Below are 22,105 nucleotides of genomic sequence, written 5' to 3' on the forward strand. Positions count from 1 at the left end.
AGGTCGGTGAACAGGCGCATGAAGCGGCCCACGTCGGCGTCTTCGACGTTGCGCCAGAATTGCCAGTAGTCGTACGGGCTGAGCTGCTCTTCGTTCAGCCAGATGGCACCGCCAGCGGTCTTGCCCATCTTGCCGCCCGATGCGGTCGTCAGCAGCGGGGTGGTCAGGCCAAAGGCCGACTTCTGGTCCACGCGACGCACCAGATCGACGCCCGAGGTGATGTTGCCCCACTGGTCCGAGCCGCCCATTTGCAGGGTGACGTTGTGGGCGCGGTTCAGCTCGAGGAAGTCCACCGACTGCATCAGCATGTAGTTGAACTCGAGGAAGGTCATCGGCTGCTCGCGCTCAAGGCGCAGCTTGACCGAGTCGAAGCTCAGCATGCGGTTGACGGTGAAGTGGGTGCCGAAGTCGCGCAGGAATTGGATGTAGCCGTATTGCGACAGCCAGTCGTCATTGTTCAGCATGATGGCGTCGGTCGGGCCGTCGCCGAACTTCAGGAATTTGGCAAAGACCTTTTTGATGCCGTCGATGTTGGCCTGAATGGTTTCGTCGGTCAGTTGCGGACGCGAGGTGTCCTTGCCGGTCGGATCGCCGACGCGGGTGGTGCCGCCGCCCATCAGGACAACAGGCTTGTGGCCAGCCTGTTGAAGGCGGCGCAGCATCATGATCTGGATCAGCGAGCCGACGTGCAGCGACGGTGCCGTCGCGTCAAAGCCGATATAGCCGGTGACAACGCCCTTGGTTGCAGCCTCGTCCAGTTCGGTCGGGTGCGTGATCTGATGGATATAGCCGCGCTCCTGAAGCGTTTTCAGAAACTCGGACTTGAAGGCGGTCTCGGTCATGGCAGATCCGTTACAGTCAGAAACTGGCGGCCATGTTCCGGGGAAATAAGCCGCCAAGGGTAGGGCGGCATTGATCGCGGCCGCTCGCTTAGGCGAGGCCGTAATAATAGGTCACGAAAAGAACGTCACGCACGATCATGGGGCCTAGCTACAGTTTGCTGTCCGTGGCAGTCAAGCGCCATGACTGAACAGGCTTCCCCCAAGACCCTTCGCGTCCTCGGCTTCATGACCGGCACCTCTCTGGATGCCGTGGATATGGCCGTGATCGAGACGGACGGACATGACATTCTCGGCTTCGGCCCCAGTGGCGAGATGAAGCTGGATGCCGAAACTCGCGAGGCGGTGGAATACGCCATCGAGGACGCGTTCGACTGGGAACGGGACGAGGAAGAGCCTGAGAGCTTTGACGACGCCCGCTATGCGATTGCCGATGCCCATCTGGCGGCGGCCATGGGCTTTATGGCCATGAACGGCGTGAAATCGTCAGCGCTGGATCTGGTCGGCGTGCATGGCCAGACGGTGCTGCATGAAGCGCCGACCGCCGAGCAGCCGGGCCGCACCGTTCAGCTGATCGACGCTATTTCGGTGGCAGACGGCCTTGGCCTTCCGGTCGTGCACGATTTCCGCACCGCCGATGTAGCCGCGGGCGGGCAGGGCGCGCCGCTGGCCCCTGTCTATCACGCGGCGCTGGTCCGCTATTCGGGGCTGACGGGGCCGGTTGCGGTTCTGAACCTTGGCGGCGTCGGCAACATCACCCTGATCCGCAGTGATGGTGAGCTGGAAGCCTTCGATACCGGTCCGGCCAATGGCATGGTGGACCTGCTGGTCCAGTCGCGCCTGCGCAAACGCATGGATGACGGCGGCAAGCTGGCCCGTGCGGGGGCTGTGGATGCCGATGTCCTGAAGGAATATCTGTCGCATCCCTATTTCGCCGCAACTGGCCCGAAGTCGCTGGATCGCTTCGACTTCTCGCTCGATCCGGTCGAGCATCTGAAGACCGAGGACGCGGCGGCGACCCTGACGGCCTTTGCCGCAGAGGCTGTGGCGCTGGGCGTGGCCCGTTGCAGCGAAGCGCCGCGCGAGGTGATCATGTGCGGCGGTGGACGCCACAACCCCGCCCTGATGGAGGCGATCCGCGAGCGGCTGTCCGTTCCCGTCGCCACCGCAGAGGACAAGGGCTGGCGCGGCGATGCGATCGAGGCCGAGGCCTTTGCCTATCTGGCGGCTCGCAGCCATCTGGGCCTGCCGATCAGCTTCCCTGGTACCACGGGCGTCAAACAGGCCATGACGGGTGGCCGCACTGTCTATCCGGGTGACGAGCCTGGATTTGAGCCGGACGAAATCTGATGGACCTCTCTAATCCGAGGTTTTGGGGCGTTCTGAGTGGAGCCGGTGCAGGGGCGATGTGGGGGCTGGTGTTTCTGGCTCCTAAATTCGCGCCGGAAGCCTCACCATTCCTTATGTCGGCAGGCCGTTACATCGCTTATGGCCTGATCGCCGCCATGCTGATCGCACCGCGTTGGAAGCGATTGGTCCCGTTGCTGGATTCCAAGGCTTGGCTGGCGCTGATTTGGCTCAGTCTGGCGGGGAACATCCTCTATTACCTGTGTCTGGTGGTCGCGGTCCATTACGCGGGCGTTGCGGCATCCGCGCTGATCGTCGGTGCCGTTCCCGTCGTGGTGGCTCTGTGGGGGCTGCGCGACAAGAACTCGCCGCCACTGATCAAGGTCGGGCCGCCCATCGCTGTTGCGTCGGGGGCCATCGTTTTGATCGGTTTCGTGAGCATTACTTGCGGGCACGTAGCGGATGATGCCAGTGGCGTATCTGTCGCTATCGGCCTGTTTGCGGCCCTGGTCGCCTTGGTGCTGTGGACCGCCTATGCCGTCGGCAACAGCCGCTGGATGGTCAAGATGGACAACGTCAGTTCTCACGACTGGTCACTGCTGACTGGCGTGGTGACGGGCGGCTTGGCGCTCCTATTGGTGCCGGTTGCGGCCCTGACTATGGGCGATCTCCCCACGAGCTTCTGGCCGCGTTTTCTGGCGGTCAGCTTCGGTATCGCGGTGCTGGCCTCGGTCGTGGGCAATGCCTTCTGGAACAGGGCCAGCCGTTTGTTGCCCCTGACGATGCTGGGCCAGATGATCGTGTTCGAGACCCTGTTTGCCTTCCTTTACGGCTTCATCTGGGAAAAGCGCGGCCCGACCGTTCTCGAGATCATTGCCATCATCCTTATGGTGGTTAGTGTGATCTGGTGCGTACGCGCGCACAGGCCAGCCGCCATCGTGGAGCGCGACGCGGAGCACTGAACGGAGGCTACGATGGTCTATTGGTTTGCGCTGGCCTTGCTTTGTCTGGGCGGCTGCGCACAGCCGCAAGCCGAAACATCCGCTTCGCCCTTTATCGAGCGGATGGAGCAGGAGCGGGCCAAGCTGGAAAGTCTGCCCGCCGACGCCGATCTCAAGACGCGGTTCGCCAGCGTCTATGTACTGGACCAACAGCCGCGCATGAGAATGGGCGACATCATGCAGTCCGACCTGTCGCCCGACGAGAAATCGAAGGCGTTGGGCGAGGTCAGAGCCTTTATGTACGAGCAGGACCCGCTAAACCTTCAGGTCGTCCTCGATCACCTTCCGCCGGAAGGGTGGTATCTGCGTAGTCGGTATGGCGACGAAGTTGCGACGACCGCGTTTCTGGTCGTCCAGCATTCCAATCTGGAAACTTGGCAGCGTTTCGTGCCGGTACTTGAGCCGCTGGTCGCTGCGGGAGAAATCTCTGGCCCGTCATACGCATTGATGTACGACCGCTTGGCATTGGCCGAAGGAAAGCCGCAACGTTATGGCTCTCAGGTGACCTGCCAGAACGGGCAATGGGTGGTACTGGAGTTGGAAGCGCCTGAAACCGTCGATGAGCGGCGTCGTGAAATGGGCTTCCCTGATACCCACGCTGAATATCTGGGCGGTTTCGCCTCCATGCCCTGCCAATAGAAAAGGGCGCGCCTCTAATGGAAGCGCGCCCTTTCAACTTTTTGTCTCGTTGCCCCTCAAGTCGCGAGCCCCCGCGGGGCGAGCATAGGGGCGCGACGGCCTAAGCCGTCGCCTCCGGCATTATGCCGGTTTTTCTTCCAGACGCTTGTCCAGATAGGCACCGACGCGGCGCTCGACGGCGCCCATGTGGTCCTGCCAGAAGTGCGAAGCGCCTTCTTCCAGTTCGTAGTCGATGACGATACCCTTTTGGGTGCGCAGCTTGTTGACCACGCGCTCGACTTCCACCGGCGGGACGACCGTGTCGGCGGTGCCGTGCAGGAACAGGCCCGAGGCCGGGCAGGGGGCGAGGAAGCTGAAGTCGTAGATGTTCGACGGCGGCGACACCGAGATGAAGCCGTCGGTTTCCGGACGGCGCATCAGCAGCTGCATGCCGATATAGGCACCGAACTGATAACCGGCGACCCACGTCTGGGTGGCGGCGGGGTTGTTGGCTTGCAGCCAGTCCAGAGCGGTGGCCGCATCGGCCAGTTCACCGATGCCGCTGTCGAACTCGCCCTGCGACTTGCCTACGCCGCGCGAATTGTAGCGCAGGGTGGCGAAGCCACGGTCCACGAACAGCTTGTGCAGGGTGACGGCCACCGGATTGTTCATGTGGCCACCCGCCTTGGGGTGGGGGTGCAGGATCAGCGCGATCGGAGCATTGGGGCGCTTGCCCGGCGAATAACGGCCTTCGATACGGCCAGCTGCACCGGGAAGAATGACTTCAGGCATGGATCGCAGAGTCCCTGTCGTTCAACATGTATTTCATCGCGGCGGAATACTTGACTAACGCAGTAGGACTTTCTAAAGCCTCACTGTGTCGCGCATTCGCCTGTAAGGGCGCGGGTTCTACCACAACAACCCTGAAAAGCGTGCATTTTTTGAGGATTTCGATGCGCCTTTCAACAAAGGGTCGTTATGCGGTGATGGCGATGGCCGATCTGGCGCGCAATGGCGCGGACAGGGCGGTGTCGCTGGCCGAAATCGCTGCGCGTCAGGAAATATCGCTCTCCTATCTGGAACAGCTGTTTGCGCGCCTGCGTAAAGCCGATCTGGTCACCAGTGTGCGCGGTCCGGGTGGTGGCTATCGTCTGGCTCGCCCGACGTCCGAGACCTGGGTCGCCGACATTGTGCTGGCCGTCGATGAGCCGATCCGTGCCACCCGTTGCGAAAGCCATGCGAAGGCTGGCGGCTGTATGATGGCGGGCGAACGCTGCATCACCCACAATCTCTGGGAAGATCTGGGTGCCGAAATCCATCGCTATCTGTCGAGTGTTTCGTTGGAAGACGTGGTGAAGAACCGTCTTCGCGAGCGCCGCAACGCGCAGGTCAACGCAGCCGCATGAGTATTTATCTGGATTACAACGCCTCTGCGCTGGTTCGGCCCGAGGTGCGCGATGCTGTTCTGGAGACCATGTCGCCGGGCGGCAATCCGTCTGCGGTGCATGCGCTGGGGCGCAAGGCCCGTGCGCGTGTCGAGACGTCGCGCGCTGCCGTGGCCGAACTGGTCGGCGCGGACGCGACGTCGATCATCTTTTCCTCGGGCGGCACGGAATCCAACGCGCAGGCCATCGCCAGCGCCATCGCCGCTGGTTGCGAGCGTGTGATCGTCAGTGCGACCGAACACCCCTGTGTCGCTGAAGCCGCTGCCCATGCGGGCGTGCCGGTGGAAGTCATGCCGGTGAACGGTCTTGGGCTGGCTGATCTGGAATGGCTGAAAGTCGCGCTTGAGAGCGGTCCGCGCAGCTTTGTGGCCCTGCACCACGCCAATAACGAAAGCGGCGTGATCCAGCCTGTCGAACAGGCGGCGGAACTCGTCCATGCACACGGTGGCTGGATGCACGTCGATGCCATCCAGACGCTGGGCAAGATCGAGGTCGATATCCGCAAGCTGGGTGCCGATACGGTCACCCTGTCGGCACACAAGATCGGCGGCCCGCAGGGCGTCGGTGCGCTGGTTGTGGCTGAGGGGCACAGCGCAGTCCGCATCGTCCACGGTGCGGGGCAGGAGCGTGGCCTGCGTGCCGGTACGGAAAATGTACCGGGCATCGCAGGCTTTGGTGCGGCGGCCCTGTGCGTCCAGCGCGAAATGGCCGAGGGTGCCGATCACTCGGCATGGCGTGATGCTGCCGAGGCCCGCGTGAAGGCGGCAGGGGCCACTATTGTGGGTGAGGGCGCGCCGCGTCTGCCCAACACATTGTTCATGGCTGTCGAGGGCTGGGACAGCCCGCAACAGTTGATCACTCTGGATCTGGCGGGGGTCATGATCTCTGCCGGTTCCGCATGTTCGTCGGGCAAGGTGAAACCGTCCAAGACCATGGTTGCCATGGGGCTGGATCATCTTGCGACTGGCGGGGTTCGAATTTCAGGTGGCTGGGGCACGGTCGAAGGCGACTGGGTTCGCTTTGCCGATGCCTGGGTTGCGGCTTGGGAAAAGCACCAGTCGCGCCATCCGTCCGGTGTGAAGAAAGTCGCGTAACTTATGGCTGCTGTTAAAGAAACCATCGACACCGTCGCCGATCTGGAACGGTATAAATACGGCTTCACTTCCGAGGTCGAGCAGGAGTTCGCGCCCAAGGGTCTGAACCCCGACATCATCCGCTTCATCTCCGAAAAAAAGGGTGAGCCGGAATGGATGCTGGAATGGCGTCTGGCGGCCTATGAACGCTGGCTGGCCATGGAAGAGCCGACCTGGGCAGCGGTGAAGTACGAGCCGGTCGATTATCAGGATCTGCACTACTACGCCGCGCCGAAAAAGAAGGACGGGCCGAAGTCGCTGGACGAGGTCGATCCCGAGTTGCTCGAAGTCTATGCCAAGCTGGGCATTCCGCTGAAAGAGCAGGAAGTGCTGGCGGGCGTGCAGGGTGCGCCCAAGGTTGCCGTGGACGCCGTGTTCGACAGTGTCTCGGTCGTGACCACCTTCAAGGAAGAGCTGGCCAAGGCGGGCGTGATTTTCATGCCTATTTCCGAGGCTTTGCGCGAATATCCTGACCTTGTGCGTCAATATTTGGGATCGGTCGTTCCGGTCTCGGACAACTATTTCGCCGCCCTGAACAGCGCCGTATTTTCGGACGGCTCGTTCGTCTATGTGCCGCCGGGTGTCCGTTGCCCGATGGAGCTGTCGACCTATTTCCGCATCAATGCCAGCCAGACCGGCCAGTTCGAGCGCACCCTGATCATCGCCGACAAGGGCGCGTATGTTTCCTATCTGGAAGGCTGCACCGCGCCGATGCGCGATGAGAACCAGCTGCACGCCGCAGTGGTGGAAATCGTCGCCCTGGACGACGCCGAGGTGAAATACTCGACGGTCCAGAACTGGTACCCCGGCGATGCCGAGGGCAAGGGCGGCATCTACAACTTTGTGACCAAGCGCGCGGACTGCCGCGGTGACCGTTCCAAGGTGTCGTGGACGCAGGTGGAAACCGGCTCGGCCGTCACGTGGAAATATCCGTCCTGCATCCTCAAGGGCGAGGAAAGCTCGGGCGAGTTTTATTCGATCGCCATCACCAATGGTCATCAGCAGGCCGATACCGGCACGAAGATGATCCACCTCGGCAAGAACTCGAAGTCGCGCATCATCGCCAAGGCGGTGTCGGCGGGCAAATCGGACTCGACCTATCGTGGTCTGGTCTCGGTTCACCCCAAGGCCGAGAACGTCCGCAACTTCACCCAGTGCGACAGTCTGCTGATCGGCAAGGAGTGCGGTTCGCACACCATCCCGTACATCGAGGCCAAGAACGGCTCGGCCCAGATGGAGCACGAGGCGACGACCACCCGTCTGTCCGAGGATCAGCTGTTCTATGCCCAGCAGCGCGGCCTGTCGGAAGAAGAGGCTGTGGCCTTGCTGGTGAACGGTTTCGTGCGCGACGTGCTGCAGGAACTGCCGATGGAATTCGCCGTAGAGGCGCAAAAACTCGTAGCCATCAGCCTTGAAGGCTCGGTGGGCTAAGGTAATAAAAACAATGCTTAAGATTGATAACCTTCACGCATCGGTCGAAGAAAAGGCCATCCTGAAAGGCCTGTCGCTGGAAGTGCCGGCGGGCGAGGTTCACGCCATCATGGGCCCGAACGGTGCGGGCAAGTCGACGCTGGGCAACACCATCGCGGGCCGCCCCGACTATGAGGTGTCCGAAGGTTCGGTCACGTGGAACGGCGTCAACCTTCTGGACCTCGATCCGGCGGAACGCGCCGCCGCGGGTGTTTTCCTGTCGTTCCAGTATCCGGTGGAAATCCCGGGTGTTCCCGCCATGACCTTCGTGCGTACGGCCCTGAACGCTCAGCGCCGCCAGCGTGGCGAAGACGAAGTGTCGGCTCCCCAGTTCCTGAAGCTGGTCAAGGAAGCCTCGAAGGCCCTGAAGATGGACTTCGACATGTTGAAGCGTCCTCTGAACGTGGGCTTCTCGGGGGGCGAGAAGAAGCGCATGGAAATCCTGCAGATGGCTGTGCTTCAGCCGTCGCTGCTGATCCTTGATGAAACGGACTCGGGCCTTGATATCGACGCCCTGCGTATCGTGTCGGAAGGCGTGAACGCCCTGCGCCGCGAGGACCGCTCCATGCTGGTCATTACCCACTACCAGCGCCTGCTGGACTACATCAAACCGGACCGCGTCCACGTTCTGGCCGGTGGCCGCATCGTGGCTTCGGGCGGACCGGAGCTGGCCCTGCAGCTCGAGGCGGAAGGCTATGACAAATACCTTCCGAGCGCCGCGTGAGCGCATCGGCTAAGTTGAACCTGTTCGACGCCGCGACCTATCCGTCGCGCCGCGTTGAGGCATGGAAATACAGTGATTTGGTGCGTATTCTTCGTGATGTGCCTGAACTGTCGCCTGCTGTATCGGTCACCTCTGCCGGTTCGTTCGACGATCTGGCGGACAAGGTTGTGGTGATCGCCAACGGTCGCTGTAACGACACTGGCTTTGTCGCCACCGGATCGCAGACGTTTGCCCTGCGCGTGGTGTCGGATGCCACGGCCACGGCTCACATGGGATCGTTCGATGTGAGGGTTCCGTCGGGTGCTGCGCTGACGGTTGTCGAAACCTATGAAGGTGCGGGCGCGGCTTATGCCTCGCAGATCCGCCTGACCTACAAGGTCGAGAGCGGTGCCAGCCTGACCCGTATCGTCATCACCGACGACGTGGCGGACGCCGTTTCGATTATCGACGCCGAAATCGATCTCGCGCCCGAGGCCAAGCTGGCCCAGACCGTGATCGCGACCGGCGCGAAGCTGCAGCGCATCGAAACCCGTCTGGCGCACCACGCCGCAGGTGCCGATGCCCGTCTGGATGGCGTCTATGTGCTGAACGGTTCGCGTCATACGGACCTGACCAGCGTGGTGGACCATCTGGCCGCCAATGGCACCACCAGCCAGTTGACCAAGGGCGTGGCCCGCGAAGCCTCGCGCGGTGTGTTTCAAGGCAAGATCATCGTCGAGCGCGGGGCCGATGGCACCGACGCCCGCATGGCCCACAATGCTCTGATCGCGGGCGAGCGTGCCGAGATCGACGCCAAGCCTGAGCTGATCATCTATGCCGATGACGTCCAGTGCGCGCACGGAAACACCGTCGGCACTCTGGATGAAGCCGCCCTGTTCTACATGCAAGCGCGCGGCATCACCGTTGAGGAAGCTCGCGCCCTGCTGACGCAGGCCTTCCTGATCGAAGTGATCGATCGCATCGAGGCTGAGGATATCCGTGAACGGGTGGGCCAATGGCTGACGGAACGACTGTGAAGACCTTCGATCCCTATGCCGTGCGGGAACAGTTCCCGATCCTGTCGCGTCAGGTGAACGGCCGTCCGCTGGTCTATCTGGACAATGCCGCCTCGGCCCAGAAGCCGCAGGTGGTCATCGACCGCTTCGTCGAAATGATGTCCAACGGCTATGCCAATGTTCACCGTGGCCTGCACACCCTGTCGAACGAGGCGACCGAAGCCTTTGAGGCGGCACGTGGCGTGGTGGCGAAATTCCTGAACGCGCCTTCGCCCGAGAACATCGTCTGGACCAAGGGCGGTACCGAGGCGATCAATCTGGTCGCCAACGGTCTGGGCCTTTCCATCGAGGAAGGTGACGAGATCATCGTCACCGAGATGGAGCACCATTCCAACATCGTGCCGTGGCACCTGCTGCGCGAGCGCAAGGGCGCGGTTCTGCGCTTTGCGCCGATCAAGGATGATGGTTCTCTCGACATGGCGGCCTTCGAAGCCATGCTGAACCCGCGCACCAAGGTGGTTGCGGTTACGCACATGTCGAACGTGTTGGGCACCATCAACCCTGTCGCCGAGATTTCGCGTCTGGCGCATCAGGTCGGTGCCAAGGTGGTCATCGACGGCTGTCAGGGTGCTGTTCACGCCGCGCCCGATGTTCAGGCCATCGGCTGCGACTTCTATGTCATCACCGGACACAAGCTTTATGGCCCGACGGGGATCGGCGCGCTGTACGGCACGACCGAGGCTCTTGAGGCCCTGCCGCCGTATCAGGGCGGTGGCGAGATGATCGAGACGGTCGAGCAGGAACGCATCACCTACGCCAAGCCGCCGCACCGCTTCGAGGCCGGTACCCCGCCGATCGTCGAGGCCGTGGGTCTGGGCGTGGCTCTGGACTGGCTGATGGGCTTTGACCCGCAGGCGGTCATTGCTCACGAGCAGGCGCTGTATGAGCGTGCGATCGAGCGTCTGGGCGGCCTGAACTGGCTGCGGATCATCGGCACGGCCGAAGGGAGGGGTGCCCTGCTGACCTTTACGGTCGAAGGCGCGCACGCCCACGACATCGCCCAGATCATGGACCGTTACGGCGTGGCCGTACGGGCGGGTCTGCACTGTGCCGAGCCATTGGCCAAAAGAATGGGCGTGACGTCGAGCACCCGCGCCTCGTTCGCCCTATATAATACGGTGGAGGAGGTTGATGCCTTCGCCGATGCGCTGATCAAGGCGCGGAACTTCTTTGTGTGACGACCATGGACGCCAAGACCGAAAACGCGATCACCGACAGCCCGACCTTTGCCGACAGCTGGAACGAGCCGCAGAAAAGCGCTCTGTCGCAGGCCGAGCTGGACAAGTTGACCGATGATCTGATCGCGGCGCTCAAGACCGTGTACGATCCAGAAATTCCGGTCGACATCTATGAGCTGGGCCTCATCTACACGGTCGATGTGTCGGACGACAAAGATGTGGTCATCGACATGACCCTGACCGCGCCGGGCTGTCCGGTGGCGGGCGAAATGCCCGGCTGGGTCGAAGGTGCCGTCATGAAGGTGGAGGGCATCAAGTCCGCCCACGTCAATCTGGTGTTCGATCCGCCGTGGGATCAGTCGCGTATGTCCGATGAGGCCAAACTGGCCCTGAACATGTTCTGATTGTCATGACCGAACTTCAGACCTCCACCCGTCCGCGCCGTCCACGTCCCAAGGTCGTCACCCTGACCGAGGCGGCGGCGGCACGCGTGCGCGAGCTGATGGCCAATGCCGACCGCCCGTGTGTGGGCCTGCGCGTCGGCGTGAAGAACGGCGGCTGCGCGGGGCAGGAATACACCTTTGCCTACGCCGAAAGCATCGAGCCGCTGGATGAGGTGGTTGAGGACAAGGGCGCGGTCGTGCTGATCGAGCCCAAGGCCGTCCTGTTCCTTGTGGGGTCGGAAATCGACTTCGAAACGACCCGCATGTCTTCTAAATTCGTCTTTAGAAACCCTAACGAGACAGACGCCTGCGGTTGTGGTGAGAGCGTCACCATCATTCCGGCTACCAGTACCGAGGCTTTATGATCCGTCTGGAGGGCGTCACACGCCGCTACCAGAGCCGCGCGGGCGAACGCGTGGCTCTGGATTCCGTTGATCTGCACGTAGAGCGTGGTCAGATTTTCGGCGTAGTGGGACGCTCGGGTGCGGGCAAGTCCACCCTGATCCGCACTATCAACCGGCTGGAAACACCCGATGGCGGCAAGGTGTTTGTCGGCGATCAGGAGATCACCGCGCTGAACCCCGCACAGTTGCGGACGGCGCGTCGCAAGATCGGGATGATCTTCCAGCACTTCAACCTGTTGGCCTCCAAGACCATCGAGGACAATGTGGCGTTTCCGCTTCGGCTGGAGGGACGCCCCGCCGCCGAGGTGAAGACTCGTACGACCGAACTTCTGGCGCGTCTGGGCTTAGCCGAACATGCCAAGAAATACCCCCACCAGCTTTCGGGTGGCCAGAAACAGCGTGTCGGCATCGCCCGCGCGTTGGCCTGCGGCCCTGATGTGCTGCTGTGCGACGAGGCGACCAGTGCGCTGGATCCCGAGACGACCGAGGACATTCTCGGCCTGCTGGAGCAGTTGAACCGCGAACTGGGCCTGACCATCGTCATGATCACCCACCAGATGGAGGTGGTGCGCCGTGTGTGCGATCGCGTGGCTGTTCTGAAGGACGGCAGGATTGTGGAGCAGGGCGATACAGTCGATGTCTTCCTGCGCCCGCAACATCCCGTCACACAAGCCATGCTGGCGGAAAGCGATGATGGCTTTGATGATGCTTCGGTACCCGCAAATGCGCGTGTAGCCCGTTTGGTCTTCCAGGGCACGTCGACCTATGAGCCGGAACTGAGCCGCGTGGCCCGTACCGTGGGTGTCGACTATTCCATCCTGTCGGGACGCATTGCCCGTATTCGCGGCGTTCCGTGCGGCCAGCTGGTTGTCGCCTTTACCGATGGCGATGCCGACGCGGCCTTGAAGCAGTTGGCCGAGCGCGGTGTCGGCGTTGAAACCGTCGGAGGCCGCTGATGTTCGATAATGTGGATTGGGGCGATATCGCGCAGGCGACGTTGGACACGGTTCTGATGCTGGCGGGATCGCTGGTGCTGACGGTGGCTATCGGTATCCCGCTGGGCGTGCTGCTGTTTCTGTCGGGCAAGGGGCGACTGGCTGCGAGCCCGCTGCTGAACAGTGTGCTGTCGTTCATGGTGAACGTCTTGCGGTCGCTGCCCTTCATTATCCTGTTGATCGTGATGCTGCCGGTGACGGTGCTTCTGGTCGGCACGTCGCTGGGGGTGGCGGGGGCCATTCCGCCGCTGGTTGTCGGCACGGCGCCGTTCTATGCCCGCCTGGTCGAGAATGCCCTGCGCGAGGTCGATCACGGTGTTGTCGAGGCCACTCAGGCCATGGGGGGCAGCACGTGGCAGATTGTCACGCGTGCGCTGCTGCCCGAGGCCTTGCCCGGCATCATCGCCGGTGCCACCGTCGCGGCGATTGCACTGGTGGGCTATACGGCCATGGCAGGCGTGGTGGGCGCTGGCGGATTGGGCGATCTGGCCATCCGCTTCGGCTATCAGCGTTTCCAAACGGACGTGATGATTGTCACCGTAGTTCTGCTATTGGTCATGGTCCAGATTCTACAGATGCTTGGCGACTGGCTTGTCGCTAAGGTGTCTCACCGCTGATTTTTACCGAGGCTGTTTATGATTGCTCGTCGCTCGATCCTGCTGAATGCCGCTGCGTTTGCTGCCGTTGGACTACTGGCGGCATGCGGTAAGGGCGGAGAAGGCGGCGAGGTGGACACCTCCAAGCCGCTTAAGATCGGCGCGACCGCTGTGCCGCATGCGGAAATCCTGGAAAAGGTCCGCCCGCTTCTGGCCGCCGAGGGCGTTACGCTGGATATCAAGGTCTTCAACGACTACGTGCAGCCGAACGTGCAACTGGCCGAGCGCCGTTTGGATGCCAACTATTTCCAGACCAAGCCTTATCTGGACGAGTTCAACGCCGCCCGTGGCACCAATCTGGTGACGGTGGCGGGCATCCACGTCGAGCCGCTGGGTCTGTATTCCAAGAAATATACGGCGCTGGCGCAGCTTCCGGACGGTGCCGAGATCGTTCTGCCGAACGATGCGTCGAACACGGGCCGTTCGTTGCTGCTGCTTCAATCGGCTGGCCTGATCACCCTGCGTAAGGGCGAGAATGCGCTACAGACCGTGGCGGACGTCAAGGACAACCGCAAAGGTCTGAAGTTCCGCGAAGTCGAAGCGGCCACTATCCCGCGTATCTTGCCCCAGGTCGACGCTGCGGTGATCAACACCAACTATGCGCTCGATGCCGGCCTTCTGCCGCGTCGTGATGCACTGTCGCTGGAAGGCGCTGACAGCCCCTACGTGAACTACGTCGTGGCGCGTGAGGACAACAAGACCGATCCGCGCATTGTGGCGCTGAACAATGCGCTGCGCGGCGAGGCGGTTCGCGCCTTCATCGCGCAGAAGTACGAGGGCGCGGTCATTCCGGCCCAATGATAGGTTTTTGAAGCGGCTGCCGCCTTATCAGGCGGCAGTTTCTTCGAGCGAATTTTCGGCGCTGGTGACGCGGTTGCGGCCATTGCGCTTCGAGACATAAAGCGCGGCATCGGCCCGTTCCATCAGTTGGAGCGGGCTTTCGTTTGTGCCGCGCGTCGCCAGGCCCGCCGAAATGGTCACAATGCCCAGATCTTCATTGGTCGAGCGACGACGCAGAGCGCGCGATGCAATCTCGGCCCGAAGCGTGTTGATCGCGGCCTCAACGTCATTGGCCATTTCGCCGGGAAATACGACGGCGAACTCCTCACCGCCATAACGCGCGGCAATACGCGGGTGATGAGCAAGGCGCGCAATCGCAGCGGCGACGTAACGCAGCACCTGATCACCCGTCTGGTGGCCCCAGGTGTCGTTGAAGCGTTTGAAATGATCGATGTCGATGACGGCCAGCGTCACGGCTGATCCACTTGCATCGGCTTCCTCGCAGAGCGAGGCAAGCTGCTCGTCGAATGCCTTGCGGTTCGCCAGATTGGTCAAGGCATCCGTCATGGCGTCACGGCGCACCTGTTCCAGATGGGTCCGGAGCTTGTTCACCTCAGTATGTGAGGATTCAAGCCGCTTTTCCAAAACGATGGTGTGGCGCTGGATGCGGCGCGTGGCGCGCGACAGCACATCGACAACCTCGGCCAAGGTGGTCGGCGCTTCGGTATTGTCAAAATGGGTCTGGGCGTCGCTGAGCGTGTCCGCGTACTGCATCTGCATCTCGCGGGCCTTGTCGATGGCGGTCGCCACAGCCGCCAGTTCGCGGTTCAGCACCGCACCGGCATCGCGGATTTCTTCGGACAGGCGGCTGCGCGGCAGATATTCCGTCGCCAGCATTTCAGCGACGGCATCGGTGAACGGCGTGTCGGTGTCCAGCAGCCGCAGGATTTCCTGACCCAGCGGGCTGTGCGGCTGCGAGACGTAGTGGAGCCAAAGCTCATAGTTGAGCGGTGTTGGCCAGATTTTGGCGGCTTCCATCTTGTCGATGGTCGTACGCGCCAACGCAAAGGCTTGCGGGCCGCGGACGGCCGTATCCACCTGCTCACCCATGAGCATGTCCCCCCCAGAAGTTCTGGAGTGCAACCTACGGGATAACACGTAACCTGTAGGTTAAGCTTGGGCGTAAAAGGTGTTAAGCCGGAAAAACGACCGGACGACGCAGGAATGCGGGGATATCGTCCCCGAAAGCCACGCTGTGGGTCGCGATGCCTTCCGGTTTTTCGGCGGCGTTGCGCGACTTGCGGTTGTCCTGGCTGCGGCCACGGTTGGAGCGCGAGGGCGCAGCCTCGACCTCAGCTTCGACGGCAGCCGGAGCCTCTTCACCCGTTGCCTCGACGGCGACGGTTTCAGCGGCGACTTCCGAAGTGGCTTCAGGCTTGCGGCGGCTGCGCGAGCGGCGCGGACGGCGCTCTTCCTTGGCCTCGGTCGGAGCAGAGGCTTCGACAGCTTCGGCTTCCACGGCTGCGACCTCGGCTGTTTCCGGCTTGGGCTCGCGGGTGCGTTCGCGACGGCCACGGCCAGAGCGGCCTTCGTCCTTGCTGCGCGGCGCACGATCCTTGATGGCAGCGAAGTCGACGCCTTCCAGCGCCAGCTCGACCGGATCCTTCTTGATCAGCTTCAACACCTTGTCGAGCGACTTGTCGTCGGCAGGGGTGGCCAGCATGAAGGCTTCGCCGGTGCGGCCAGCGCGACCCGTACGACCGATGCGGTGGACGTAATCGTCGGCGTGGTGCGGGACGTCATAGTTGAAGACGTGGCTGACTTCCGGAATGTCCAGACCGCGTGCGGCCACGTCCGATGCGACCAGCAGCTTCAGTTCGCCATTACGGAACTTTTGCAGGGTTTGCATACGGGTGGACTGATCCAGATCGCCGTGAATCGGTGCGGCGTCGAAACCGTGGACGGTCAGCGACTTGGCAACGATGTCCACGTCCGACTTGCGGTTGCAGAAGACAATGCCGTTCTGGACCTGTGAGCGTTCGATCAGCATGCGAAGCGCGGTGCGCTTGGCCTTGGGATCGGAAACCGGCAGGCGGGTCAGATATTGGGTGATGGTGTCGGCGGTCTGGGCCGGACGCGACACTTCGATACGGGTCGGGTTCTTCAGGAACTGCTGCGTCAGGCGCGTGATTTCCGGCGGCATGGTGGCCGAGAAGAACAGGGTCTGGCGGCGCGGCGGCGTCAGTTTGAAGATGCGCTCGATATCGGGAATGAAGCCCATGTCGAGCATGCGGTCGGCTTCGTCGACGACCATGATTTCGACGCCGGTGAGCAGGATCTTGCCGCGCTCGAACAGGTCCAGCAGGCGGCCCGGCGTGGCGATCAGCACGTCGACGCCCTTGTTCAGCAGAGCGACTTGATCACCCATGGACACGCCACCGATCAGCAGCACCCAGCTGAGGCGCGTGCCGTGGGCGTATTTGGCGAAGTTCTCGGCGACCTGATCGGCCAGCTCGCGGGTCGGGCAAAGCACAACGGCGCGCGGCATACGGGCGCGGGCGCGGCCCGTCGAGAGGCGTTCGATCAGGGGGAGGGTGAAGGCGGCGGTCTTGCCGGTGCCGGTCTGGGCGATGCCCAGAACGTCAAGGCCGGTCAGAGCGACAGGGATCGCCTGCGCCTGAATCGGCGTGGCGTCGGTGTAGCCGGTATCGGCTACAGCTTGAAGGATCGTGGGCGAGAGGCCCAGCTTGGAAAACTCGGTCATGTAGTCCTAAGGACAGAGAATAACGTCAACGACGTCTTTTGCTGACGGAGCCGCCCCTCTTGGGCGAGCGGGCGGCGCGCATCGCCAGTCCTGCTCCGAGCATGCGGCGGTATATGGAAAGCCCTACGCCACAGTCAACTTTTTTCGGCGAACCGGATTGCTGTCTTTAGTCGGCAAAGCCGCTTCCGGACAAAGAAAAGCCGGATCAGCGCGATGGCTGATCCGGCCTTGTCTCTTAGGCGTCTTTCTTGGCCGCAGTCTTTTTAGCCGCCGGTTACTTGGCGGCAGGTTTCTTTTCTGCTGCCGGCTTTTTGGCCGCGGCGGCCTTCTTGGGGGCCGCTGCCTTCTTGGCCGGAGCCTTCTTCTTCGGAGCCGCGCCAGCCTTGGCAGCCAGCAGCGGTAGGGCCGCTTCCAGCGTCATGTCATCAGGCTCGGTACCCTTGGGCAGGGTGGCGTTGACCTTGTTCCATTTCACATAGGGACCATAGCGGCCCGACATGACCTGAACGGCGGCACCATCCTCGGGGTGGTTGCCCAGTTCCTTGAGCGGTGCAGCGGCAGCGCCACGGGCAGCACGGCCCGCGCGCTTCTCGGCCAGCAGGGCCACAGCGCGGTTCAGACCGACCTCGAACACCTCTTCGATGTCCGAGACATTGGCATAGGTGCCATCGTGGGCCACGAACGGACCGAAGCGGCCAAGACCGGCGGTGATCGGTTTGCCGTCTTCGGGGTGTTCACCCACGACACGCGGCAGGCTGAGCAGCTTCAGGGCGCGATCGAGGTCGATCGAAGCCGGTGACCAACCCTTGGGCAGGCTGGAACGGCGCGGCTTGGCACCTTCCTCGGCGGCCTCGGTTTCAACGTACGGACCGAAACGGCCGATCTTGAGCTGTACGGCCTTGCCCGTCGCCGGATCGACGCCCAGTTCGCGGTCACCGCTTTCGGCACCGCCCTCGGCGGCGTCTGGCGAGGCGACCGGACGGGTGTATTTGCAGTCCGGATAGCGCGAGCAGCCGATGAAGGCACCGAAACGGCTGGTCTTCAGGCTGAGTTGGCCCTCGTTACAGACGGGGCAAAGACGCGGATCGCGGCCATCGCCCTTGTCCGGGAAGATGTGCGCGCCCAGTGCCTCGTTCAGGTGATCGAGGATGGCCGTGGTACGAAGCTCGCCCGCGGCTTGGGTCGCGGCGTGGAAGTCTTCCCAGAACGAGCGCAGCAGGGCCTTCCAGTCGAGGTCACCCGCCGACACTTCGTCGAGCTGGGTCTCCAGCGCGGCGGTGAAGTCGTATTCCACCCATTTGGTGAAGAACTGCTCGAGGAAGGCGGTGACCAGACGGCCCTTGTCTTCCGGATAGAAGCGGCCCTTGTCCATGCGGACGTATTCGCGGTCGCGCAGGGTCGACAGGATCGAGGCATAGGTCGACGGACGGCCGATGCCCAGCTCTTCCAGCTTCTTGACCAGGGTGGCTTCCGAGAAGCGCGGGGGCGGCTCGGTGAAGTGCTGGTCGGTGCGGATAGCCTGGACCTGTGCCTTCGCGCCTTCCTTCAGCGCGGGCAGGCGGCCACCTTCGTCCTCGTCGTCCTCGGCGCCCTTCTGCTTGTCGTCGCGGCCTTCTTCATAGGCGGCGATGAAGCCGTCGAACACCACGACCTGACCGGTCGCGCGTAGGCCGGTCTGGCCGTCGGGCGTTTCGATCTCGACCGTGGTGCGGTCCAGACGGGCGCTTTCCATCTGCGACGCGATCATGCGCTTCCAGATCAGCTCGTACAGACGCTGCAGGTCGCTCTCCAGACGCAGGGAGTCGGGGTGGCGCAGGATGTTGGTCGGACGGATGGCTTCGTGCGCCTCTTGGGCGTTCTTGGCCTTGGTCTTGTAATAGCGCGGCTCGGACGGGACGTAGGCGGGGCCGAAGCGTTCGGCGATGGCCTCGCGGGCTTGTGCGATGCCTTCCGGCGTCACGTAAACGCCGTCGGTACGCATATAGGTGATCAGACCGCCGGTATCGTCCACGCCTTCATACAGCTTTTGCGCGGCCTGCATGGTGCGCTGGGCCGTGAAGCCGAGCTTGCGGGCGGCTTCCTGTTGCAGGGTCGAAGTGGTGAACGGCGGGGCAGGCGAGCGCTTGGCTGGCTTCTTCTCGACCGACTTGATCGTGAAGTCGCCGCTGCTGATCGCGTTGCGGGCAGCGGTGGCCATGGCCTCCGACACGATGTCCAGGCGCTGGACGCGCTTGCCCTCGTGCTTGACCAGACGGGTGGTGAAGGGCGGGCTGTCGGCGATCAGGTCGGCTTCGACCGACCAGTATTCCTGCGGCTTGAACTTCTCGATCTCCATTTCGCGATCGACGACGATGCGAAGGGCAACCGACTGCACACGGCCTGCCGAGCGTGCGCCCGGCAGCTTGCGCCACAGAACCGGAGACAGGTTGAAGCCCACCAGATAGTCCAGCGCACGGCGCGCCAGATAGGCGTTGACCAGCTCCATATCCACTTGGCGCGGATTGGCCATGGCTTCGAGGACCGCCGACTTGGTGATCGCGTTGAACGTCACGCGCTCGACCTCGGTGTCCTTCAGCGCCTTCTTCTTGTTCAGGACCTCCAGAACGTGCCAGCTGATCGCCTCTCCCTCGCGGTCGGGGTCGGTGGCGAGAATAACGCGGTCAGCCTTCTTGGCCGCCTCGGCGATTTCCGACAGGCGTTTGGTGGCCTTGGAATCCACTTCCCAATGCATGGCGAAGTCATCGTCAGGCAGGACAGAGCCGTCCTTGGACGGCAGGTCGCGGATATGGCCGTACGACGCCAGGACTTTATAGTCCGAGCCGAGGTACTTGTTGATGGTTTTGGCCTTCGCGGGGCTCTCGACGATAACGAGATTCATGACGCTCAATCAGGGAAATGGGGGCGCGAACGTGGTGGTGACCGACCAATATGTCAATGCGCCATGATATAAAGTGCTATTTACACGGGTGTACTGCAATTATTTACAACCTCAGGTTATACCAACGGTGAAGCTGGGGTTGTGGAGTTGGTCTATGCCGAATTTGCGTCGCAAGTCCTCCGATAAGGACGATACCGCTCTTGTTTCCGAGATGTCCCCATACGGCGTGGCCCAAATGCGCGAATATGTTGGCGACATCTCGTTGGAACTGGCTGGCATGGCGAGGGCACAGGGCGACGAGAAGCTGGCTTGCCTGCTGGAAGTGGCATCCGATGTGGCGCGACGTCGTGAGATTTAGGCCCATCTAGGCGCTGGCCACCAAGCCACCGGGCAGTAAGGAGGCACGGTCGGTTAGGCTAAGCTCCAATAGGGCACCCGCCACGACAGAGGCGCTGACACCCAGAGCGCGGGCGATTTCGTCTGTCGGGGTGGGAACGGGAGACAGCAGCGCCGCAATCTGTTCCAATAGGTCCGGCGCACAGTCTTCGTTGGCAGGCTCGAAAGAAGGGGTGACCGAAGGCTCGAACAGGGTCCGCAGGGTGGTGAAAGCACGCTCGATGTCCTCGATACCTTCGCAGAGAATGGCCCCCTGACGCAGCAGATCATTGGTGCCGCGTGTGCGCGGATCGAGTGGAGAGCCGGGTACAGCAAACACATCGCGGCCTTGTTCGGCGGCCAGCCGCGCCGTGATAAGCGAGCCGGACTTTAGCTCGGCCTCCACGACAACCGTGCCGCGCGACAGCCCAGAGATGATGCGGTTGCGACGCGGGAAATCGCGCGCCTGTGCCCGCGCGCCCATCGGGCTTTCCGAGACGATACAGCCCTCGGTACCGATGCGGGCATGAAGGTCGGCATTCTCGGGCGGATAGATATCGTCGACGCCGCCGCCCAGCACAGCGACCGTTCCGGTTTCGAGACTGCCCAGATGGGCGGCTGTGTCGATGCCGCGGGCAAGGCCGGAGACCACGGTGTAATGGTGCTGGCCAAGGTCCTGCGCCAAGCTGCGGGCGATGCGGATGCCGCCCGCCGAGGCGATGCGTGCGCCGACGATGGCGACCGCTTCGGTATTCAGGAGGTCGGTTCGGCCCTTGGTCCAAAGAACAGGCGGCGGTGGATCAATCGCAGCCAGTCGTGCCGGATAGGCCGCATCGCCCAGCACCAACAGCCTTGCGCCATAGGCATGGCCACGCTCGAGTTCGGGGGTGACGTCATCGACGCTGGGCACACGGTAGGCGGAACGGCCAGAGCGTTTGACGAGGTCGGGCAGGCGGTCAATCGCATCGACCGCCGTGCCGAATTTCTGGATCAACTGGGAAAAGGTGACGGGACCGATTTTCTCGGTCCGCGCCAGCCGGAGGCGGGCAATACGCTCGGCCTCCGGCAGGGCCGTCATGCTTTGGTTTGCCCTGATTTCTTGGCCCCGATGCGGGGCTCCTGACCCTTGGCCAAGCGGGCGATGTTCTCGTGGTGACGGAACCAGGTCAGGACCGCCGAGAAGATCGAGAGCAGGAAGATCGGCTTTGGCACATCAATCCCGACCTTGAGCAGGGACAGCGCCAGAAGCGGGGTGACAGCCGCCGAAATCAGCGCTGCCAGGGACGAAATGCGGAAAAGGAAGGCGCACAGCAGCCAGATGGCCGCCGCAGCCAAACCCAGCTGCCACGTGGCGGCGAGCATCAGACCATAGAAGGTCGCGACGCCCTTGCCGCCCTTGAACTTGAGCCAAACCGGATAGAGGTGGCCCAGGAAGGCGGCACCGCCCGCCAGCGCAGCCGCCAGATCACTGCCCGTCAGCCAGCGGGCGAGCAGGAGCGCAGCCGCGCCCTTGCCCGCGTCCAGCAGCAGGGTAGCGATGGCGAGATCCTTGCGACCGGTGCGAAGTACGTTCGTCGCGCCGATATTGCCCGATCCGATCTGGCGGACATCACCGGCGCCAAAGGCGCGCGTCAGGACCACCCCGAACGGGATGGAGCCCAAGAGATATCCGGCCACGGTGACCAGTCCGAGTGTCGCTGCGGCGGGTGCCGCGAGATCCTGCACTTTGATTCGCTCCTATTGGCGTTGATCGTGGACGATGCGGCCGTCGACGATGGTGAGCAAGACCTTGCCTTGCAGGCGGCGACCGTCGAACGGCGAGTTCTTGGATTTGGACTTCAGCAGGGCGGCATCCACGACGATGGGCGCGCCCGCGTCGAACAGGACAAGGTCCGCCGGTGCGCCCTCGGCGATCACACCGCTGTCGAGGCCAAGGAGGCTGGCCGGACCGTGGGTCAGCGGGCGCAGCACGTCGATCAGGTCGATGCCGTTCTCATGGT

The 22,105-nt window shown here is 62.7% G+C and carries 23 protein-coding genes; 15 read left to right on the forward strand and 8 right to left on the reverse strand.

Annotated features, from left to right (window positions below; all coding sequences use genetic code 11):
• The coding region (gene tyrS, locus Q0Y42_RS11655; protein WP_297803916.1) for a tyrosine--tRNA ligase at positions 1–842 on the reverse strand (842 nt) is incomplete at its 3' end.
• A gap of 180 nt (positions 843–1,022) precedes the next feature.
• On the opposite strand from tyrS, the gene Q0Y42_RS11660 reads away from it, so the two are divergent.
• Genes Q0Y42_RS11660 through Q0Y42_RS11670 form a run of 3 tightly spaced genes read left to right on the forward strand, consistent with a single transcriptional unit; the run spans position 1,023 to position 3,826 of the window.
• Positions 1,023–2,189, forward strand: coding sequence for an anhydro-N-acetylmuramic acid kinase (locus tag Q0Y42_RS11660; RefSeq protein WP_297803918.1), 1,167 nt, complete (start codon positions 1,023–1,025; stop codon positions 2,187–2,189).
• The gene (locus Q0Y42_RS11665; protein WP_297803920.1) at positions 2,189–3,148 is read left to right on the forward strand and encodes a DMT family transporter; all 960 of its coding nucleotides are present in this window, start codon (positions 2,189–2,191) and stop codon (positions 3,146–3,148) included. Before Q0Y42_RS11660 ends, Q0Y42_RS11665 begins: the two co-directional genes overlap by 1 nt.
• 12 nt (positions 3,149–3,160) lie before the next feature.
• Positions 3,161–3,826, forward strand: coding sequence for a DUF6624 domain-containing protein (locus Q0Y42_RS11670; RefSeq protein WP_297803923.1), 666 nt, complete (start codon positions 3,161–3,163; stop codon positions 3,824–3,826).
• Positions 3,827–3,946: 120 nt separating this feature from the next.
• On the opposite strand, the gene Q0Y42_RS11675 is transcribed toward Q0Y42_RS11670, so the two are convergent.
• Entirely contained in the window at positions 3,947–4,597 is a 651-nt protein-coding gene (locus tag Q0Y42_RS11675; protein ID WP_292053088.1) for an alpha/beta hydrolase, read from the reverse strand.
• Positions 4,598–4,758: 161 nt separating this feature from the next.
• Between Q0Y42_RS11675 and Q0Y42_RS11680 the strand changes: the two genes are divergently transcribed.
• From Q0Y42_RS11680 to Q0Y42_RS11730, 11 genes are read left to right on the forward strand one after another with little or no spacing between them, the layout of a single operon-like run.
• Complete coding sequence (locus tag Q0Y42_RS11680; RefSeq protein WP_297803926.1) at positions 4,759–5,211, forward strand: Rrf2 family transcriptional regulator; 453 nt, start codon at positions 4,759–4,761, stop codon at positions 5,209–5,211.
• Positions 5,208–6,344 (forward strand): cysteine desulfurase family protein, encoded by a 1,137-nt coding sequence (locus tag Q0Y42_RS11685; protein WP_297803928.1) that lies wholly within the window; start codon positions 5,208–5,210, stop codon positions 6,342–6,344. The genes Q0Y42_RS11680 and Q0Y42_RS11685 overlap by 4 nt, the downstream gene beginning before the upstream one ends.
• 3 nt (positions 6,345–6,347) lie before the next feature.
• The gene (gene sufB / locus Q0Y42_RS11690) at positions 6,348–7,814 is read left to right on the forward strand and encodes a Fe-S cluster assembly protein SufB (protein WP_297803930.1); all 1,467 of its coding nucleotides are present in this window, start codon (positions 6,348–6,350) and stop codon (positions 7,812–7,814) included.
• Between the two features lie 13 nt (positions 7,815–7,827).
• Positions 7,828–8,577: a Fe-S cluster assembly ATPase SufC gene (gene sufC, locus Q0Y42_RS11695; RefSeq protein WP_297803932.1), complete on the forward strand. Its 750-nt coding sequence runs from the start codon at positions 7,828–7,830 to the stop codon at positions 8,575–8,577.
• Positions 8,574–9,593 (forward strand): SufD family Fe-S cluster assembly protein, encoded by a 1,020-nt coding sequence (locus Q0Y42_RS11700; protein WP_297803934.1) that lies wholly within the window; start codon positions 8,574–8,576, stop codon positions 9,591–9,593. Before sufC ends, Q0Y42_RS11700 begins: the two co-directional genes overlap by 4 nt.
• Positions 9,572–10,810, forward strand: a complete 1,239-nt coding sequence (locus Q0Y42_RS11705) for a cysteine desulfurase (RefSeq protein WP_297803937.1) — start codon at positions 9,572–9,574, stop codon at positions 10,808–10,810. Before Q0Y42_RS11700 ends, Q0Y42_RS11705 begins: the two co-directional genes overlap by 22 nt.
• 5 nt (positions 10,811–10,815) lie before the next feature.
• The gene (locus Q0Y42_RS11710) at positions 10,816–11,214 is read left to right on the forward strand and encodes an SUF system Fe-S cluster assembly protein (protein WP_297803964.1); all 399 of its coding nucleotides are present in this window, start codon (positions 10,816–10,818) and stop codon (positions 11,212–11,214) included.
• Positions 11,215–11,219: 5 nt separating this feature from the next.
• The gene (locus Q0Y42_RS11715) at positions 11,220–11,618 is read left to right on the forward strand and encodes an iron-sulfur cluster assembly accessory protein (protein WP_297803939.1); all 399 of its coding nucleotides are present in this window, start codon (positions 11,220–11,222) and stop codon (positions 11,616–11,618) included.
• On the forward strand, positions 11,615–12,613 hold the full coding sequence (locus Q0Y42_RS11720; RefSeq protein ID WP_297803941.1) for a methionine ABC transporter ATP-binding protein: 999 nt from the start codon (positions 11,615–11,617) through the stop codon (positions 12,611–12,613). Before Q0Y42_RS11715 ends, Q0Y42_RS11720 begins: the two co-directional genes overlap by 4 nt.
• Positions 12,613–13,269 (forward strand): methionine ABC transporter permease, encoded by a 657-nt coding sequence (locus Q0Y42_RS11725; protein ID WP_297803944.1) that lies wholly within the window; start codon positions 12,613–12,615, stop codon positions 13,267–13,269. Before Q0Y42_RS11720 ends, Q0Y42_RS11725 begins: the two co-directional genes overlap by 1 nt.
• An 18-nt stretch (positions 13,270–13,287) precedes the next feature.
• Complete coding sequence (locus tag Q0Y42_RS11730) at positions 13,288–14,109, forward strand: MetQ/NlpA family ABC transporter substrate-binding protein (RefSeq protein WP_297803946.1); 822 nt, start codon at positions 13,288–13,290, stop codon at positions 14,107–14,109.
• Positions 14,110–14,136: 27 nt separating this feature from the next.
• Here the strand turns inward: Q0Y42_RS11730 and Q0Y42_RS11735 are convergent, their stop codons facing one another.
• The 3 genes from Q0Y42_RS11735 to topA all read right to left on the reverse strand — a co-directional run bounded on the left by Q0Y42_RS11735 (position 14,137) and on the right by topA (position 19,730).
• Positions 14,137–15,198, reverse strand: coding sequence for a diguanylate cyclase (locus Q0Y42_RS11735; RefSeq protein WP_297803949.1), 1,062 nt, complete (start codon positions 15,196–15,198; stop codon positions 14,137–14,139).
• Positions 15,199–15,280: 82 nt separating this feature from the next.
• Positions 15,281–16,852, reverse strand: a complete 1,572-nt coding sequence (locus Q0Y42_RS11740; protein ID WP_297803951.1) for a DEAD/DEAH box helicase — start codon at positions 16,850–16,852, stop codon at positions 15,281–15,283.
• A 274-nt stretch (positions 16,853–17,126) separates the two neighbouring features.
• On the reverse strand, positions 17,127–19,730 hold the full coding sequence (topA, locus tag Q0Y42_RS11745; protein ID WP_297803953.1) for a type I DNA topoisomerase: 2,604 nt from the start codon (positions 19,728–19,730) through the stop codon (positions 17,127–17,129).
• Positions 19,731–19,884: 154 nt separating this feature from the next.
• Here topA and Q0Y42_RS11750 point away from each other — a divergent pair, with 154 nt between their 5' ends.
• Positions 19,885–20,088, forward strand: coding sequence for a hypothetical protein (locus tag Q0Y42_RS11750; protein WP_297803955.1), 204 nt, complete (start codon positions 19,885–19,887; stop codon positions 20,086–20,088).
• Positions 20,089–20,094: 6 nt separating this feature from the next.
• On the opposite strand, the gene dprA is transcribed toward Q0Y42_RS11750, so the two are convergent.
• The 3 genes from dprA to Q0Y42_RS11765 all read right to left on the reverse strand — a co-directional run.
• The gene (gene dprA / locus Q0Y42_RS11755; RefSeq protein ID WP_297803957.1) at positions 20,095–21,183 is read right to left on the reverse strand and encodes a DNA-processing protein DprA; all 1,089 of its coding nucleotides are present in this window, start codon (positions 21,181–21,183) and stop codon (positions 20,095–20,097) included.
• Positions 21,180–21,830 carry a glycerol-3-phosphate 1-O-acyltransferase PlsY gene (gene plsY, locus Q0Y42_RS11760; protein WP_297803960.1) on the reverse strand — a complete coding sequence of 217 codons (651 nt, stop codon included), beginning with the start codon at positions 21,828–21,830 and terminating at the stop codon, positions 21,180–21,182. Before plsY ends, dprA begins: the two co-directional genes overlap by 4 nt.
• Positions 21,831–21,842: 12 nt before the next feature.
• Positions 21,843–22,105 (reverse strand): amidohydrolase family protein (locus Q0Y42_RS11765; RefSeq protein ID WP_297803962.1); only part of this gene is annotated, 263 nt, incomplete at its 5' end.

Source organism: uncultured Brevundimonas sp., from assembly GCF_947305955.1.
Taxonomy (GTDB): domain Bacteria; phylum Pseudomonadota; class Alphaproteobacteria; order Caulobacterales; family Caulobacteraceae; genus Brevundimonas.